This window comes from Pantoea sp. Seng, from assembly GCF_009829935.1.
Taxonomy (GTDB): Bacteria; Pseudomonadota; Gammaproteobacteria; order Enterobacterales; family Enterobacteriaceae; genus Pantoea; species Pantoea communis.
Map to the genome: position 1 here is coordinate 151666 of NZ_SZZV01000005.1, position 17503 is coordinate 169168.

The window sequence follows — 17503 nt, forward strand, 5'->3', positions numbered from 1 at the left end:
ACATACCATGACCCAGGATGAACTGAAAAAAGCGGTTGGTTGGGCAGCACTGCAGTACGTGCAACCCGGCACCATTGTTGGCGTTGGCACCGGTTCAACAGCGGCGCATTTTATTGATGCGCTTGGCACCATGAAAGATCAGATTGAAGGCGCGGTCTCCAGTTCGGAAGCCTCGACGGAAAAACTCAAAGCCCTGGGGATTCCGGTTTTTGATTTGAATAATGTGGATGAGCTGTCGGTGTACGTTGATGGCGCCGACGAAATCAATCCACAGATGCAGATGATCAAAGGCGGCGGCGCAGCGCTGACGCGTGAGAAAATTGTCGCAGCGGTGGCGAAGAAGTTCATCTGCATTGCGGATGCCTCCAAAGAGGTGGATATCCTGGGTAACTTCCCGCTGCCGGTGGAAGTGATTCCGATGGCGCGTGCATTTGTCGCGCGTGAACTGGTGAAGCTGGGGGGCCAGCCGGAGTATCGTCAGAACGTGGTGACCGACAACGGCAACATTATTCTCGACGTGCATAATCTGCGTATTCTCGACCCGATTGCATTGGAAAAAACCATCAATGCACTGCCGGGCGTGGTTACCGTGGGCTTGTTTGCTGCGCGTGGTGCTGATGTGGCGTTGATCGGCACCGCAGAGGGTGTGAAAACCATCACTTATTGATCTGATAGCGTATTCACCGGCGCGAGTGCTGCGCCGCTTATTTCCATCTGCAAAACATCTTTTCTTGCTGGGGTGAAATTTGGTGACTTATGTCACAAAAGATTCATCAACAGCAGATTCGTACTTCGGCGCACTCGCATCCCACGATTTTGTACGGCTTTGTGCTGCCTCAACGTGGGCGCGTGCTGGCGGTCAGGCAATCGTTTGTATTGCCGCGCTCGAAATTTTTGATATTTTGGCAGAAGGCTACCTTATGGTAGTCCTCGTTGAATTCTGAATAGGGTCGGGAAATGGCAAAGGTATCACTGGAAAAAGACAAGATTAAGTTCCTGCTGGTGGAAGGCGTTCACCAGAGTGCACTGGATAATCTGCGTGCTGCAGGTTACACCAACATCGAATTCCACAAAGGGGCACTGGATGCGGAGTCGCTGAAGTCCTCCATCCGCGATGCGCACTTCATTGGTATCCGTTCCCGTACCCAACTGACTGAAGAGATCTTTGCGGCGGCTGAGAAGCTGGTCGCGGTAGGCTGCTTCTGCATCGGTACCAACCAGGTTGACCTGAATGCGGCCGCAAAACGCGGTGTGCCGGTCTTCAATGCGCCATTCTCTAACACCCGTTCGGTGGCTGAGCTGGTAATTGGTGAAATGCTGCTGATGCTGCGCGGGATTCCTGAAGCGAACGCCAAAGCACACCGTGGTATCTGGAACAAAGTGGCTAACGGCTCGTTCGAAGCGCGTGGTAAGAAGCTGGGCATCATTGGTTACGGCCATATCGGCATGCAGCTGGGCGTACTGGCAGAAGGCCTGGGCATGCACGTGTTCTTCTACGATATCGAAACCAAACTGCCGCTGGGTAATGCGACTCAGGTTCGCCACCTGTCCGATCTGCTGAACATGAGCGACGTGGTCAGCCTGCACGTACCAGAAAACGCCTCAACGCAGAACATGATTGGGGCAGAAGAGCTGGCGCTGATGAAGCCGGGTGCACTGCTGATCAACGCCGCACGCGGCACCGTGATTGATATCCCAGCCCTGTGCAATGCGCTGGCTAACAAGCATCTGTCCGGTGCGGCTATCGACGTCTTCCCGGTTGAGCCGGCGACCAACAGCGATCCCTTCAACTCACCGCTGTGCGAGTTTGATAACGTGATCCTGACGCCACATATCGGGGGCTCGACTCAGGAAGCGCAGGAGAACATCGGTCTGGAAGTCTCGGGCAAGCTGGCGAAATACTCTGACAACGGTTCTACGCTATCTGCGGTTAACTTCCCGGAAGTGTCTCTGCCGATGCACGCTGCCAGCGCCAGCCGCTTGCTGCACATCCATGAGAACCGTCCTGGCGTGCTGACCGCGATTAACCAGATCTTTGCCGAACAGGGCATCAACATCGCCGCTCAGTATCTGCAAACTTCTCCGGTGATGGGATATGTGGTTATCGATATCGATGCAGAAGAAGATGTGGCGGAAAAAGCGCTGCAGCTGATGAAAGCGATTCCGGGCACCATTCGCGCCCGTCTGCTGTACTGATGATTCAGGGCACCGAGTGTGCCCGTTCATCTTGCTGATTGCTCAGGGCGCCACATCGTTTGGCGCCCTTTGTTTTATCGTTCGGCGCTATCCCATTGCCACAGCTTTGACGGCGTCAAAATAGCAGGCAAGGGGACATCCCATGCCGCGACTGGCAATGCCTCAACACGCTGGCAATCGTGCGCAATGCCCATCGGTAAAAAGCCATGCTGCTGCCAGTGCTGCAGGGTGCGATCGTAAAAACCTCCCCCCATGCCCAATCGCTGACCCTGGTGGTCAAATGCCACTAACGGCACCAGCATCACATCCAACTGATCGAGTGTGGCCATCTGCGTGATATCCAGCGGCGGTTCCGGGATGCGCAATTTGTTCGGGGTCAGTGAGGTCTCAGGTGTATAACGCAGGAACAGCAGATGGCCGGGAGCGAAAGGATGCAGTACCGGCAAATAAACCTGCTTTTTCTGCTGCCACAGCTTGGCAATAAGCGGGCGGGTGTTGATTTCGCCATCGACAGATAAAAACAGCGCGATGCGTTGAGCATTAGCGATAGGCGCAAAGTTGATAGCGTGCTCGGCGAGCAGATCGGCAGCTTGTTCCTGCTGTTCAGGCGTAAGGTTGCGACGCAGATGGCGCACATGCTGACGAATGTCCTGGCGATCAAGTAGGGAAGGTGCGGTCATGATGCCCCCCGGCAGAGTCGGCTATTTGGCCAACTATATCATGCGAAGCGGGAGATTCGCGTCATACTTCAGGTACAGGGGGTTAACTGCGCTCATGCACCCCAATCACTCAATTTGTTAAGCTGATTGGGATTCATTTGCTTGCCGCCTTGCTGAAACATGAGTCTCTGGCGAAGGGGACGAAAGAGGAGATCTCCGAGATGCCGCCGCAGGCTGTAACCCTTGAACCCTTGGTTCAAGGTGAATATGCCGTCGCAACCATCAGGCTTCTCGGACGGACCGAGCATGCTCACAGGTTACGGAGCGTCACATTCTGTTGGTATGAAATATCGGCTCAGGGGACTGGCCCGCTTGCAAACATCTCAGAGAAAATTGACTTCACCGTCACTCTAACACGAGTACCATGAAGTGTTATTCGAATTTAGGGCCCTGGCGATCAGTTATGCGACCTTGCTCAACTAATGCTTGTTCAATGGTCTGCTGCAGCATGCGGATACGTTGTTCCATGTTTGCTGCATAGTCGCGCGTCTTGCCTTTTTCCTGTGCCAGCTCGTGGCAGATATTTAAGGCGGCGATGAACACCAGTTGCTCTGTATTGGTGACTCTAGTGCGAACTTTTAAATCTTGCAACCGTTGATTGAGATCCTCAGCAGCCAGATTCAGCGCATCTTGCTGTTCGGGAGGACAATTTACTCTCAATGAACGACCAAAAATCTGAATATCTACCGGTTGTGCAGACATGCCACCATCCTGACTGATTACTCTGTTCGCATCTCCCTTACCTGTCAATGGGTTGGGAGGTGCGCAACTATATAGAGCCGCGATATAAGTTACAACCCCTTTTCTGGAAACCCTGAGGCACCTGGTGGTAGCATAACACGAACTTATTCTGCCAACGACGACCAAAGCCTATGTCTTTACAGAACGAAACTCCTGGTTACAACGCGCTAGCCGCAGCCCTTTCTCAGCAGGGCGTGGGCATGACGCCAGCCGAAATGCACGGATTGCTGTCCGGCATTTTGTGTGGTGGCAATAAAGACACCCGCTGGAAAACCATGGTCCATGACCTCACCAACGAAGGCATGGCGTTTTCACAAAGCCTGTCACAGCCGCTGCAGGCGCTGCATGAAAATCTGAGCAATACGCTGGAAGACGAGGGTTTCATGTTCCAGCTGATGCTGCCGGAAGATGATGACATCACCGTCTTCGATCGCGCGGATGCGCTCGCGGGCTGGGTCAATCATTTCCTGCTCGGCTTAGGCGTTACGCAGCCGAAGCTGGATAAAGTCACTGGCGAAACCGGCGAAGCGATTGATGATTTGCGCACCATCGCGCAGCTCGGTTACGACGAAGATGAAGATCAGGAAGAGCTGGAGCAGTCGCTGGAAGAAGTGATTGAGTATGTGCGCGTGGCGGCCTTGCTTTGCCATGACACATTCACTCGTCAGCACACACCAACTGCGCCGGAAGTGCAAAAGCCAACGTTACACTAAGTGCGTTATTGCGGGCGCGTGGTGCCCGTTTCAACAGGGAGTGCAAACATGATTACACTGGATACTTTCCAGCAACGTCGTCAGGCGCTGATTGCCCGTATGGCACCTGGCAGCGCCGCTTTGATTTTCGCTGCACCTGAAGTGACCCGCAGCAACGACACGGAATACAACTTCCGCCAAAACAGCGACTTCTGGTATTTCACCGGGTTCAATGAACCGCAGGCGCTGCTAGTGCTGATCAAAAGTGATGACAAGCATAACCACAGCGTGCTGTTCAATCGTGTTCGCGACCTTACCGCTGAGATCTGGTTTGGCCGCCGCCTCGGGCAAGATGCCGCACCCGCTAAGCTTGGCGTTGACCGCGCTTTACCGTGGGATGACATCGGTGAGCAATTGCATCAGCTGCTCAACGGGCTTGATGTGGTGTATCACGCTCAGGGTGAGTACGCAGAAGCTGACCAACGGGTGTTCAGCGCGTTGGAAAAACTGCGTCGCGGCTTCCGTCAGAATCTCAGCGCGCCTGCCACTGTCACCGACTGGCGTCCCTGGGTGCACGATATGCGCCTGTTCAAAAGCGAAGCTGAGATTGAAATCCTGCGCCGTGCGGGAAAAATCAGTGCGCTGGCGCATACTCGTGCGATGCAAGCCTGCCGTCCGGGGATGTTTGAGTATCAGCTCGAAGGCGAAATTCACCATGAATTCAATCGCCACGGCGCACGTTTCCCTTCTTACAACACCATTGTGGGATCGGGTGAGAACGGCTGCATCCTGCATTACACCGAAAACGAAAGTGAAATGCGCGATGGTGATTTGGTGCTGATTGATGCGGGTTGTGAATTCCACGGTTATGCCGGGGACATCACCCGCACCTTCCCGGTTAATGGCAAATTCACGCAACCTCAGCGCGAGATTTACGACATCGTGCTGGCCTCGCTGTACAAAGCGCTGTCGATGTTCCGCCCTGGCATCAGCATCCACGACGTCAATGACGAAGTGGTGCACATCATGATCACCGGTCTGGTCGATCTCGGCATTCTGGAAGGCAATATCGATACGCTGTTCGAAGAGCAGGCGCACCGCCCGTTCTTCATGCACGGCTTGAGTCACTGGCTGGGGCTGGATGTGCATGACGTCGGCCATTACGGTACACCAAGCCGTGACCGCATTCTCGAACCGGGCATGGTGCTGACCATTGAACCTGGCCTGTACATTGCGCCGGATGCGAAAGTCCCACCGCAGTATCGCGGTATCGGTATCCGTATCGAAGATGACATCGTGATCACCGCTGACGGCAACGAAAACCTGACCGACAGCGTAGTAAAAGATGCCGACGCAATTGAAGCCTTGATGGCAGCGGCACGCCACGCATGAGCATTTTGATTGCAGGCGGCGGCATGACCGGGGCAACCCTGGCGCTGGCGATTTCGCATCTGACGCAAGGCCAACTGCCCGTCACGCTCATTGAGCGCAGTCTGCCGGATAGCCGCAAACATCCGGGCTTTGATGGCCGTGCGATTGCGTTAGCGGCGGGCACCTGTCAGCAACTGGCGGATATCGATGTGTGGCGCTCGCTCGCAGATTGCGGTACGCCGATCACGGATATCCACGTCTCTGACCGTGGCCACACCGGCTTTGTGCAGCTCAAGGCGGAGGATTACCAGGTCCCGGCGCTGGGGCAGGTGGTTGAGCTGTTTGATGTGGGCCAGCGCCTGTTCCAGCGTCTGAAAAGTGCGCCTGGTGTGACGCTGCGCTGCCCGGATTACGTCACGACGGTGGTGCGATCAGCTGAATCTGTCACGGTGACACTCAACAGCGGCGAGCAGCTACAGGGCGAGTTGCTGGTGGCAGCCGATGGCTCACGTTCGCCCCTTGCGGCGTCCTGTGGCATCAGCTGGCAGCGGGACGATTACCAGCAGCTGGCGGTGATCGCCAACGTCACCACGCAGCAGCCGCATCAGGGTCGCGCGTTTGAACGCTTTACCGAGTACGGCCCGCTGGCGCTGTTACCGATGTCTGGCAATCGCATGTCGCTGGTGTGGTGCCACCCCGTTGAGGCTGAAGCCACGGTGAAACAGTGGGATGATGCAACTTTCCTGCGCGAGCTTCAGCTGGCGTTTGGCTGGCGCTTAGGGCGTTTCACCCATGCCGGCCAGCGCGAAGTGTATCCGCTGGGGCTGCAAACCGCAGAGCGTCAGGTGGCGCATCGCCTGGCGTTGGTGGGCAACGCGGCGCAAACGCTGCATCCTATTGCGGGCCAGGGTTTTAACCTGGGCTTGCGCGATGTGATGTCGCTGGCGGAAACGCTGGCAGGCGCGCATCGTCAGCAGCAGGATGTTGGCGGCTATGGCGTTTTGCAGCACTTCGCTGCACGCCGTCAACCGGATCGCGCCGCGACAATCGGCGTGACCGATGGTCTGGTGCGACTGTTTGCCAATCGTTATGCGCCCTTAGTGGCGGGAAGAAATCTTGGGCTGGTGGCAATGGACCATCTGCCATGGCTGCGAAACCCACTTGCCGCGCGCACGCTCGGCTGGGTGAAGCGTTGAGCATGAATTAAGGGGCAGCAATGCAAACATTTGATGTGGCTATTGCCGGTGGCGGTATGGTAGGTCTGGCCGTCGCCTGCGGATTACAGGGCAGCGGCCTGCGTGTTGCCGTGCTGGAGAAAGCACCTGAGCCACAATTTGATCCAGCGAGCGCCGCATCGATTCGCGTCTCGGCGATCAATGCTGCCAGCGAACGTCTGCTGCAAAAGCTGGATGTCTGGTCCAGTATCCTGGCGTTGCGCGCCAGTGCCTATCACGGGATGGAAGTGTGGGATCAAGACAGCTTTGGTTCCATCAGCTTTGATGATGAGCAGCAAGGCTTATCCCATCTCGGCCATATTATTGAAAATGAAGTGATTCACAGCGCACTGTGGCAGCGCGCCAGCCAGTGTAGCGACATCACCTTATTTGCCCCTGCGCAGTTGCAGCAGGTGGCCTTTGGCGACAACGAAGCGTTCGTCACTTTGCAGGACGGCAGCATGATGAGTGCGCGCCTGCTGATTGCCGCGGATGGGGCAAACTCGTGGCTGCGCGACAAAGCCGATATCCCGATTACCTTCTGGGATTACGATCATCACGCGCTGGTCGCCAATATCCGCACCGATATGCCGCACGATGCGATTGCGCGTCAGGTGTTCCATGGCGACGGCATTCTGGCGTTCCTGCCTATGCAGGACCCGCACCTGTGCTCTATCGTCTGGTCGCTCTCACCGCAGGAAGCGGCCCGCGTGCAGTCGATGCCAGAAGCATTATTCAACCAGCATTTGTCGGTCGCCTTCGATATGCGCCTCGGCTTGTGCCATGTTGAAAGCGAGCGCAAAACCTTCCCACTGATGGCGCGCTATGCCCGTAACTTTGCCGCGCACCGCCTGGCACTGGTGGGCGATGCCGCGCACACCATTCATCCGCTGGCCGGACAGGGCGTTAACCTTGGCTTCATGGATGCCGCAGAACTGATCGGTGAAATTCGTCGCCTGCATCAGGAAGGCAAAGATATCGGACAGCACCTGTATCTGCGTCGTTATGAGCGCAGTCGCAAGCACAGTGCAGCAATGATGCTGGCGGGTATGCAGGGATTCCGTGAGCTGTTTGCCGGCACCCATCCGGCGAAAAAGCTACTGCGTGATGTGGGATTGAAACTGGCTGACACATTGCCGGGCGTAAAACCGATGATGCTGAAGCAGGCCATGGGGCTGAATGATATGCCCAGCTGGATTCGCTAAACTCTCTTCAAATGGCGCCGATACAGGCGCCATTTTTTTGCTTGATTCACTGTCTCGTCATACCAAAAGCCGCTCCTAAAGTGACAGTTACGTCTGCACTGGGACGTTGCAGGCTGTGATTGGACAAGCGCATTTTAATTAGCTCTTTCACCCTATGCACTGCTCTGGTGCGCCTCTGCACTCAAATTGCGCCTCGTTTGATTTATTCTAATTTTACTCGCCAATTCGCATTACTTTAACTAATGAAGGTGTCGCGGGTTCGCCGGACCTATTTCCCGTACTGAGGCGTGTGTTCCATTATCAGGCTGTGTTTATCGTTATTAATTGTATTTTATGCGCGGTTAATCACAAAAACGCAGTGAATTGTGCTGTGGTGGGTTTGGTGCGTGCTGAAGGGTGGTACTGTTTCGCCCTCGTTTTCCTTATGGTTAATCGCCGCGTTCGGTGGTAACTTCAGCACAAAGAGAACGTTTGCGTCAGCCTGTACAGGCGGCGCAGGCGCGTCACACTCACTTGTTTTCACAGGATGGTTATGACTCAGCAAACGCCTCTATTCGAACAGCATCAGGCATGCGGTGCGCGCATGGTGGACTTCCATGGCTGGATGATGCCACTGCATTACGGCTCGCAAATGGATGAGCATCATGTGGTGCGCAACGATGCCGGTATGTTTGATGTTTCCCACATGACCATCGTCGATCTGCACGGTGTCCGCACCCGTGAATTCCTGCGTTATCTGCTGGCCAACGATGTCGCCAAACTGACGCAACCCGGCAAAGCCCTCTACACCGGCATGCTGAATGCCTCGGCTGGCGTCATTGATGATTTGATTGTTTACTTTATGACCGAAGACTTTTTCCGCTTAGTGGTGAACTCCGCGACGCGTGAGAAGGATTTGGCGTGGATCAAACAGCACGCTCAGCCGTTTGGTGTCGAACTCACCGAGCGTGACGACCTGGCGCTGATTGCCGTACAAGGCCCGCAGGCGCAGCAGAAAGCACAGACGTTGTTTACTGCGGCGCAGCGTGAAGCTGTAGCGGGCATGAAACCGTTCTTCGGTGTGCAAAGCGAAAACCTGTTCATCGCCACCACCGGTTACACCGGTGAAGCTGGCTATGAAATTGCGATGCCGAACAGTGAAGCGGCTGATTTCTGGCAGAAGCTGCTGGCGGCAGGCGTCAAACCGGCTGGCCTGGGGGCGCGTGACACGCTGCGTCTGGAAGCGGGGATGAATCTCTACGGTCAGGAAATGGATGAAGGCGTTTCACCGCTGGCGGCCAATATGGGTTGGACGGTGAGCTGGGAACCTGCCGATCGCGATTTCATCGGCCGCGAGGCGCTAGAAGCGCAACGTGAACATGGCACTGAAAAGCTGGTGGGTTTGATCATGACCGAAAAAGGGGTGTTACGAAACGGCTTGCCGGTGCGTTTCACCGATGAACAAGGTCAGCCACAGCAGGGTATTATTACCAGTGGTTCCTTCTCCCCGACGCTGGGTTACAGCATCGCGCTGGCACGTGTGCCAGCGGGCATTGGTGAGCAAGCGATTGTAGAGATCCGCAATCGTGAAATGCCGGTGAAAGTCACCAAACCGATTTTTGTTCGCGCCGGCAAGCCGGTCGCTCAGTAATTTTTCAGGAGAAATGGCGATGAGCAATGTGCCTAATGAATTGAAATACCGCGATAGTCACGAGTGGGTGCGTGAAGAAGCCGATGGCACCTTCACCGTGGGTATCACCGAACACGCGCAGGAACTGCTGGGCGATATGGTGTTTGTGGATCTGCCTGATGTGGGCGCCACTTTCGCTGCCGGTGATGACTGTGCCGTCGCGGAGTCCGTGAAAGCTGCCTCAGACATCTATGCACCACTGAGCGGTGAAATCGTTGCCGTGAACGAAGAGCTGGCCGACGCACCGGAGCTGGTCAACAGCGAACCATACGCCGCAGGCTGGTTATTCCGTATCAAAGCCAGCGATGTTTCAGAACTTGATTCGATGCTCGACGCCGATGCCTACAAAGGCGCTATCGACGAGTAACCGGTAGTCATCGGAGGTGCTGCATTGCAGCGCCTTCTTTTTTATCTGCCTGATTTAATGCCATTTTTGTAACCCAGCCCGATTCAGGATTTACTGCAAATGACCCAGACTCTCAGCCAGCTTGAACACAACGGTGCCTTCATTGAGCGCCATATCGGTCCTACACCCGCGCAGCAGGCCACCATGCTGGAAGCGATTGGTGCCAGCTCTCTGGAATCACTGATCAGCGCCATCGTGCCTGCCGACATCCAATTGCCAGGCCCGCCTGCGGTCGGTGATGCCGCGACCGAACAGCAAGCGCTGGCAGAGCTGAAAGCCATTGCCAGTCAGAACCAAATCTACAAATCCTGGATCGGCATGGGCTACAGTGCCGTGATCACCCCACCGGTTATCCTGCGTAACATGCTGGAAAACCCAGGCTGGTACACCGCGTACACCCCGTATCAGCCAGAAGTATCGCAGGGCCGCCTTGAAGCGCTGCTGAACTTCCAGACCCTGACGCTGGACTTAACCGGTCTGGATATCGCCTCTGCTTCACTGCTCGATGAAGCCACTGCCGCCGCCGAAGCGATGGCGATGGCGAAGCGCGTCAGCAAACTGAAAAATGCCGGTAAATTCTTTATCGCCGAAGACATCCATCCGCAAACGCTGGATGTGGTGCGCACGCGTGCAGAAACCTTTGGTTTTGAACTGATCATCGACAGCGCCAGCAAAGCGCTGGATCACGACGACCTGTTTGGCGTGCTGCTGCAGCAAGTGGGCACCAGCGGTGAAGTGCATGACTACCGTGCACTGATTGCCGAGCTGAAAAGCCGCAAAGTGGTGGTGAGCGTGGCCGCCGATTTCATGGCGCTGGTGCAGTTAGAAGCACCGGGCAAGCAGGGCGCAGATATCGTTTTTGGTTCCGCTCAGCGCTTTGGTGTGCCGATGGGTTACGGCGGTCCACACGCTGCGTTCTTCGCCAGCCGCGATGAGCACAAACGTTCAATGCCGGGTCGTATCATCGGTGTTTCACGTGATGCTGCAGGCAACACTGCACTGCGTATGGCGATGCAGACCCGTGAGCAGCACATCCGTCGTGAGAAGGCCAACTCCAACATCTGTACGTCACAGGTGCTGCTGGCAAACATCGCCGGCCTGTATGCGGTTTATCATGGTCCGGCGGGCCTGAAGCGCATCGCCTCGCGCATTCATCGTCTGACCAGTATTCTGGCCGCTGGCCTGAAAAACGGTGGACTGAAGCTGCGTCACAACAGCTGGTTCGATACCTTAACGGTTGAAGTCGCCGATAAAGCCGAAGTGCTGAATCGCGCGCTGAGCTTTGGCGTCAACCTGCGCAGTGACGTGCTCAACGGCGTGGGTATCACGCTGGATGAAACCACCTCACGCGAAGATGTGCAGACGCTGTTTGCCATTCTGCTGGGTGATGCGCACGGTCAGGATATTGATGCTCTGGATACCAGCGTAGCCGCGGAAAACAGCGCGATCCCGGCAGGCATGTCGCGTGAAAGCGAGTTCCTGACCCATCCAGTGTTTAACCGTCATCACAGCGAAACCGAGATGATGCGTTACATGCACAGCCTGGAGAAAAAGGATCTGGCGCTGAACCAGGCGATGATCCCGCTCGGTTCGTGCACCATGAAACTCAACGCCGCAGCCGAAATGATCCCGATCACCTGGCCAGAATTCGCCGAGCTGCATCCATTCTGCCCGGCAGAACAGGCTTCAGGCTATCTGCAGATGATTGGCCAGCTGTCACAGTGGCTGGTACAGCTCACCGGTTACGATGCGCTCTGCATGCAGCCAAACTCCGGTGCGCAGGGTGAATATGCTGGTCTGCTGGCGATTCGTCGTTATCACGAGAGTCGCAACGAAGGTGGACGTAATGTCTGCCTGATCCCAAGTTCTGCGCACGGTACTAACCCGGCTTCCGCACAGATGGCGGGCATGGCAGTGGTGGTGGTGGCCTGTGATAAACAAGGCAACATCGATCTCGGCGATCTGCGTGAGAAAGCCGCTCAGGTTGGCGATGAGCTGTCTTGCATCATGGTGACCTATCCTTCAACCCACGGCGTGTACGAAGAAACCATTCGTGAAGTGTGCCAGATCGTGCATCAGTATGGCGGTCAGGTTTACCTGGATGGCGCCAACATGAACGCCCAGGTGGGCATCACCACGCCAGGTTACATCGGCGCAGATGTCTCGCACCTTAACCTGCATAAAACCTTCTGCATTCCGCACGGCGGTGGCGGCCCAGGTATGGGACCGATTGGTGTGAAAGCGCATCTGGCTCCGTTTGTACCGGGTCACAGCGTGGTGCAAATTGATGGTGTGCTGACGCAGCAAGGTGCGGTCTCTGCCGCACCATTCGGTAGTGCCTCGATTCTGCCAATCAGCTGGATGTACATCCGCATGATGGGCGCGGAAGGTCTGAAGCAGGCGAGTTCGGTAGCCATTCTGAATGCCAACTACATTGCCAGCCGTCTGCAATCGGCTTATCCGATTCTGTATGCAGGTCGCGATGGTCGCGTGGCGCACGAATGTATTCTCGATATCCGTCCGCTGAAAGAGCAGACCGGCATCAGCGAGCTGGATATTGCCAAACGTCTGATCGATTACGGCTTCCACGCGCCAACCATGTCCTTCCCGGTGGCCGGAACACTGATGGTTGAGCCAACGGAATCAGAAAGCAAAATCGAGCTGGATCGCTTTATCGATGCAATGCTCTCCATCCGCATGGAGATCGACCGCGTCGCCGATGGCGAATGGCCAGCCGAGGATAATCCACTGGTAAATTCACCTCATACTCAGATGGAGATCGTTGGCGAGTGGGCGCATCCGTACACCCGCGAACTGGCGGTGTTCCCGGCGGGTAGCGCCAACAAATACTGGCCAACCGTGAAGCGTCTGGATGATGTGTTTGGTGACCGCAACGTGTTCTGCTCCTGTGTTCCAATGAGCGAATACCAATAATTTAGCGGTTGTGCTGGGGGGTGCCATGGCGTTGGTCGCTCCCATTCATCCCGTTCACGGACTACTGTGGATTACCGGGATGAGTGGTGACTGCTACTTTGTGCAACTCAAATTATTTTGGCTAAACACATTTTGATCCCTAATCTAAGGGCCGAGAAATCGGCCCTTTTTCTATTTGGAGGCAACATGGATTTCGCATTAGTCACCGGCGGTAGCCGTGGCATTGGACGCGCAACAGCCTTGATGCTGGCGCAGGCGGGTTATCGTGTTGCAGTTAACTATCGTAAGCGCGCCACTGAGGCTCAGCAGGTCGTGACTGAGATCGAAGCACAGGGCGGCAGCGCCTTTGCCGTGCAGGCGGATATCGCCGATGAAGCTCAGGTCGTGCGCATGTTTCAACAGCTTGATCAGCAGGCAGGCAACCTGCGCGTGCTGGTCAATAATGCCGGGATTTTATTTACGCAGTGCCGCGTAGAAGATCTCGATGCGGAACGTATTCAGCGCGTGTTCGCCACCAACGTTACTGGCACCTTTATCTGCTGTCGTGAAGCGGTAAAGCGCATGAGCACCGCACACGGCGGGCAGGGCGGTTCGATCATCAATGTCTCCTCAGCGGCAGCGCGTCTCGGTGCACCAGGCGAGTATGTTGATTACGCGGCGTCAAAAGGGGCTATGGATACCCTGACCAAAGGCTTATCACTGGAAGTGGCGGCGCAGGGCATTCGCGTCAATAGCGTGCGGCCGGGCTTAATCTATACCGAGATGCACGCGGATGGGGGGGAACCAGGCAGAGTTGATCGTGTTGCCAGCTCACTACCGATGCAGCGCGGCGGTCAGGCCGAAGAGATCGCCGCAGCTATCATCTGGCTGGCAAGTGATGCCGCTTCTTACGTCACCGGCACCTTTATTGATGCGGCAGGTGGCCGCTAATCTTCTGATTGACTATCCGACAGTGAGGCAGCGTGATCAACGGCGCTGCCATCGGCCATTTGTCACACGCCTGTCATAGAATTATTTTAGCGTACATGTGTACTCTGAAATTTTTCCCGGTTACCCTGATGTTGATAAAAAACACAGTTCTTAACCCTCTTTCCAGGATGTTAGCGCATGGCACAGAATCGTATACTTGCTCAGGGCTACTCGGTAGCCGAAGAGATCGCCAACAGCATTAGCCACGGAATTGGCTGCATATTCGGCATTGTTGGATTGGTGTTGCTGCTAACACAAGCGGTTGAAATGCGAGCCGACACCATTGCGATTACCAGCTACAGTCTGTATGGCGGCAGCATGATTTTACTGTTCCTCGCCTCAACGCTCTATCACGCCATTCCGCACCAAAAAGCGAAATATTGGCTGAAGAAATTTGACCACTGTGCGATCTATTTACTGATCGCGGGCACTTATACGCCTTTCCTGCTGGTGGGACTGAAATCACCGCTGGCGCGAGGGTTAATGGTGGTGATCTGGAGCCTGGCGCTGGCAGGCATCATCTTTAAACTGACGATTGCACACCGCTTTAAAGCGCTGTCGCTGGTCACCTATCTCAGCATGGGTTGGTTGTCGCTGGTGGTGATTTATCAGTTGGCGACCAGGCTGTCAGCCGGAGGTGTGTGGTTGCTGGCTGCGGGCGGGATTGTTTACTCGCTAGGGGTGATTTTCTATGTCTCGCGGCGTATTCCATACAATCACGCCATCTGGCACGGCTTTGTGCTGGGTGGCAGCGTGTTGCACTTCTGCGCGATCTATTTTTATGTCGCCTGAGCTTACTGAGCGGTTGATATAAAAAGTGCCACCACCGGGTGTGACTTTCGACAAAGTCGCCATAAATGGCGACCTTACGGGGAAACATGCGGGGTTACTTAAGGTGCGCATTCATGCGCACCTGGAATGCAAATCAATCGACCAATGAATACGGCAGTGGCTGAATCGTCAGTTTCCCGCCTTCATCACCTTCCACGCGCAGCACACTGTCCGGCTCCAGGTCGTTGTTCATCACCACCTGCACCCACACGCTACCGTCATCCAGCTGCACACTGCTCAATACGGTGCCGGTACGACGCCATTTGTCGCCCATTTGCAGCTCCATCGAACCGTCAGCCTGCGGTACTTTGCTGGCGCTGCCCGCCAGCCAGTAAAGCGCACGCTTGTTGGCCCCGCGGAATTTAGCTCGCGCCACCATCTCCTGACCGGTGTAACAGCCTTTCTTAAAGCTAATCGCATCCAGCGCCTGCAGGTTGGTTGCCTGCGGAATCAACTGCGCGCTGGTGGCGGTTTCAATCACCGGAATGCCCGCTTCAATATCCAGCGCCAACCACTGCGTGCTGTCATTGAACTGTGCAGCACCGGCTAACTTCTCTTTCAACGTTTCTGCCTGAGCCAGCGTGGTCACCAGCAGGAAACGTTCGGCGGGGTGTTCAAACCACAGCAGCGTGCTCTCGCCTTGTTGTACCACCGGTGTTTCTGCATCCGGCAGGGTGGCAAACACATCAGCCAGTGCCGTGCGTGCCTGAAAACCGGCCACACCCAGCAGCACTGCATCATCATCGGCAGCGATGGTGACTTTGGCGAACACCGCATATTTCTTCAGTTCGTTAAGTTGCTGCTCACGCAGATTGCGGCGGACGATGTAGGCGTAACCTTCACCGCGATGAAACAGACGCAGATTACTCCACATTTTACCTTTGGCATCACAATGGGCTGCCGGACGATGCTGGGTGGCGTCCATTGCAGCAACATCTAAAGTGACCTGGCCTTGCAGATATGACGTACTGTCTTTGCCCTGCACCGACACCAGCGCCCACTCGTCGAGGGAGATCAGGGTTAATGGCAGGCGTGAGGCCGCAGCAGGCTGGCGTGGCGGAAGGGTGAAAATCGGCATGGGTGCGTCCTGATTAATAACAATATTGCTTCCAATGTTAAAAGAGCAGTGCTGCTTTGCAACCTGTTTACCTCATCTGGCGCACAAATCGCGTGATAACCCTGCAATGGGTAGAACTGTTGTGCGCAATTTCACGCAGCATTCAGCGCTGCGCCTGCAGGCAGAGAAAAAAGCAGGTACACTGAACGCCACTGTTTTCAGCCATGGAAAAAAGACACATGGAAATTCATGATAAAGCTCGCGTTCAGTGGGCGTGCCGTCGCGGCATGCTGGAGCTGGATGTCTCCATCATGCCGTTCTTCAAATACGAATATGACTCGCTCACTGACACCGATAAGCAGGTGTTTATCGCCCTGCTCAAGAGTGACGATCCCGACCTGTTTAACTGGTTGATGAACCACGGCGAGCCCGCTGATCCAGAGTTCAAGCGCATGGTGCAACTGATTCAGCAACGCAACCGTGAACGCGGACCGGTTCCAATGTGATGTGCAGCCGTCACGCAGCGCTCGGGCGCTTAACGTGACGCTGTATGGGCTGTTCACCGTTTGGCTGTTGAGTCTCGAGTGGCCCGAGGGCTGGGCGTGGGGCAAAGCCCCGCTGCTGATTCTGATGCTGCTGGAGTGCGGGCGCAATGAGCGTCGGCTCAGGCAGCGCACCGGTCGCTTAGGGCTGGATGAACAGGGTGACTGGCATTGGCATGGAAAGCGCTGGCAATTAGCGCGGCAGGCAGATTGGTTGCCTTTCGGCGTATTGTTAACGTTGCAAAACCAGCAGGGCACGCGCTGGCGACTGTGGTTGATGATGGATAACCTGCCGCCCTATGCATGGCGCTCACTGCGCGCCTGCTGTTTTCTGCGTGACAGAGATGCGTCGCGTTAAAGCAGTGCAGCCGTTTCCGTCAGAATCTGTTCGCACCACTGTTCGACACGATCTTCACTCAGCTCGAACTGATTCACGTCGTCGAGTGCCAGGCCAACAAACTGGGTGCCGTCAGCCGTGAGTGGTTTTTTGCTGACAAACTCATAACCTTCCAGCGGCCAGTAACCGACAAACTGCACGCCCATCGGCTGCAGTAACTCATGCAACATGCCGAGTGCATCTAAGAACCATTCTGAATATTCAGCCTGATCGCCCATGCCGTACAGCGCGACAATTTTTCCCTGCAAATTCAGCGCGGGCAGTTGCTGCCACACCGCTTCCCAGTCCTCCTGTAACTCACCGAAATCCCAGGTGGGAATGCCGAGGATCAGCAAATCGTACTGCTCCATCAGCGAGGGATCTTCATCTTTGAGGTTGTGCAGCGTGACTAACTCTTCACCGATAAAATCGCGAATCTTCTCCGCCGTCATCTCGGTGTAACAGGTACTTGAACCGTAAAACAGACCGATATTCATGCAATTAATGCTCTGACTGAAACTCACTTTGGCGCAATTGTACCAGAAGCAGGTGACTTTCAGGCATAATGAGCACGATTTCAC

17 protein-coding genes and 1 other RNA gene are annotated in these 17503 nt (G+C 55.5%); 13 read left to right on the forward strand and 5 right to left on the reverse strand.

The genetic code is table 11. The features are described 5' to 3' along the window. Window positions 1–7: 7 nt before the first annotated feature. Both rpiA and serA read left to right on the forward strand, forming a co-directional pair. Window positions 8–667, forward strand: a complete 660-nt coding sequence (gene rpiA, locus FD737_RS06745) for a ribose-5-phosphate isomerase RpiA (protein ID WP_058961895.1) — start codon at window positions 8–10, stop codon at window positions 665–667. Between the two features lie 290 nt (window positions 668–957). After that, window positions 958–2196, forward strand: coding sequence for a phosphoglycerate dehydrogenase (serA, locus tag FD737_RS06750; protein WP_034823209.1), 1239 nt, complete (start codon window positions 958–960; stop codon window positions 2194–2196). A gap of 74 nt (window positions 2197–2270) precedes the next feature. On the opposite strand, the gene FD737_RS06755 is transcribed toward serA, so the two are convergent. The 3 genes from FD737_RS06755 to zapA all read right to left on the reverse strand — a co-directional run bounded on the left by FD737_RS06755 (window position 2271) and on the right by zapA (window position 3617). Further along, window positions 2271–2876 (reverse strand): 5-formyltetrahydrofolate cyclo-ligase, encoded by a 606-nt coding sequence (locus tag FD737_RS06755; protein ID WP_097118032.1) that lies wholly within the window; start codon window positions 2874–2876, stop codon window positions 2271–2273. A gap of 188 nt (window positions 2877–3064) precedes the next feature. Further along, window positions 3065–3248: non-coding RNA, 6S RNA (ssrS, locus tag FD737_RS06760), on the reverse strand. Between the two features lie 39 nt (window positions 3249–3287). Further along, complete coding sequence (zapA, locus tag FD737_RS06765) at window positions 3288–3617, reverse strand: cell division protein ZapA (protein ID WP_034823204.1); 330 nt, start codon at window positions 3615–3617, stop codon at window positions 3288–3290. A gap of 170 nt (window positions 3618–3787) precedes the next feature. On the opposite strand from zapA, the gene FD737_RS06770 reads away from it, so the two are divergent. The 9 genes from FD737_RS06770 (at window position 3788) to FD737_RS06810 (ending at window position 14908) form a co-directional block, all read left to right on the forward strand. After that, window positions 3788–4369, forward strand: a complete 582-nt coding sequence (locus FD737_RS06770; RefSeq protein ID WP_034823202.1) for a YecA family protein — start codon at window positions 3788–3790, stop codon at window positions 4367–4369. A gap of 48 nt (window positions 4370–4417) precedes the next feature. Continuing rightward, window positions 4418–5740: a Xaa-Pro aminopeptidase gene (pepP, locus tag FD737_RS06775; protein WP_160833071.1), complete on the forward strand. Its 1323-nt coding sequence runs from the start codon at window positions 4418–4420 to the stop codon at window positions 5738–5740. Beyond that, complete coding sequence (ubiH, locus tag FD737_RS06780; RefSeq protein ID WP_160833072.1) at window positions 5737–6915, forward strand: 2-octaprenyl-6-methoxyphenyl hydroxylase; 1179 nt, start codon at window positions 5737–5739, stop codon at window positions 6913–6915. The genes pepP and ubiH overlap by 4 nt, the downstream gene beginning before the upstream one ends. Window positions 6916–6935: 20 nt before the next feature. Next, the gene (gene ubiI, locus FD737_RS06785) at window positions 6936–8138 is read left to right on the forward strand and encodes an FAD-dependent 2-octaprenylphenol hydroxylase (protein WP_160833073.1); all 1203 of its coding nucleotides are present in this window, start codon (window positions 6936–6938) and stop codon (window positions 8136–8138) included. A gap of 532 nt (window positions 8139–8670) precedes the next feature. Further along, window positions 8671–9768, forward strand: coding sequence for a glycine cleavage system aminomethyltransferase GcvT (gene gcvT, locus FD737_RS06790; RefSeq protein WP_160833074.1), 1098 nt, complete (start codon window positions 8671–8673; stop codon window positions 9766–9768). A gap of 19 nt (window positions 9769–9787) precedes the next feature. Then, window positions 9788–10174, forward strand: a complete 387-nt coding sequence (gene gcvH, locus FD737_RS06795) for a glycine cleavage system protein GcvH (RefSeq protein ID WP_160833075.1) — start codon at window positions 9788–9790, stop codon at window positions 10172–10174. Between the two features lie 99 nt (window positions 10175–10273). Next, window positions 10274–13147 (forward strand): aminomethyl-transferring glycine dehydrogenase, encoded by a 2874-nt coding sequence (gene gcvP, locus FD737_RS06800; RefSeq protein WP_097118026.1) that lies wholly within the window; start codon window positions 10274–10276, stop codon window positions 13145–13147. Between the two features lie 186 nt (window positions 13148–13333). Further along, window positions 13334–14077 carry an SDR family oxidoreductase gene (locus tag FD737_RS06805; RefSeq protein ID WP_097118025.1) on the forward strand — a complete coding sequence of 248 codons (744 nt, stop codon included), beginning with the start codon at window positions 13334–13336 and terminating at the stop codon, window positions 14075–14077. A 177-nt stretch (window positions 14078–14254) separates the two neighbouring features. Further along, complete coding sequence (locus FD737_RS06810; RefSeq protein WP_160833076.1) at window positions 14255–14908, forward strand: hemolysin III family protein; 654 nt, start codon at window positions 14255–14257, stop codon at window positions 14906–14908. 133 nt (window positions 14909–15041) lie between these two features. Here the strand turns inward: FD737_RS06810 and ygfZ are convergent, their stop codons facing one another. Next, window positions 15042–16025 carry a tRNA-modifying protein YgfZ gene (gene ygfZ / locus FD737_RS06815; RefSeq protein ID WP_034823187.1) on the reverse strand — a complete coding sequence of 328 codons (984 nt, stop codon included), beginning with the start codon at window positions 16023–16025 and terminating at the stop codon, window positions 15042–15044. A gap of 218 nt (window positions 16026–16243) precedes the next feature. On the opposite strand from ygfZ, the gene sdhE reads away from it, so the two are divergent. Together sdhE and FD737_RS06825 are read left to right on the forward strand one after the other, a co-directional pair. Beyond that, entirely contained in the window at window positions 16244–16510 is a 267-nt protein-coding gene (gene sdhE, locus FD737_RS06820; protein ID WP_038645011.1) for an FAD assembly factor SdhE, read from the forward strand. Continuing rightward, entirely contained in the window at window positions 16485–16904 is a 420-nt protein-coding gene (locus FD737_RS06825; RefSeq protein WP_160833077.1) for a protein YgfX, read from the forward strand. The genes sdhE and FD737_RS06825 overlap by 26 nt, the downstream gene beginning before the upstream one ends. On the opposite strand, the gene fldB is transcribed toward FD737_RS06825, so the two are convergent. Next, entirely contained in the window at window positions 16901–17419 is a 519-nt protein-coding gene (gene fldB / locus FD737_RS06830; protein ID WP_097118022.1) for a flavodoxin FldB, read from the reverse strand. The two genes, FD737_RS06825 and fldB, sit on opposite strands and share 4 nt — an antisense overlap. Between the last annotated feature and the right edge of the window lie 84 nt (window positions 17420–17503).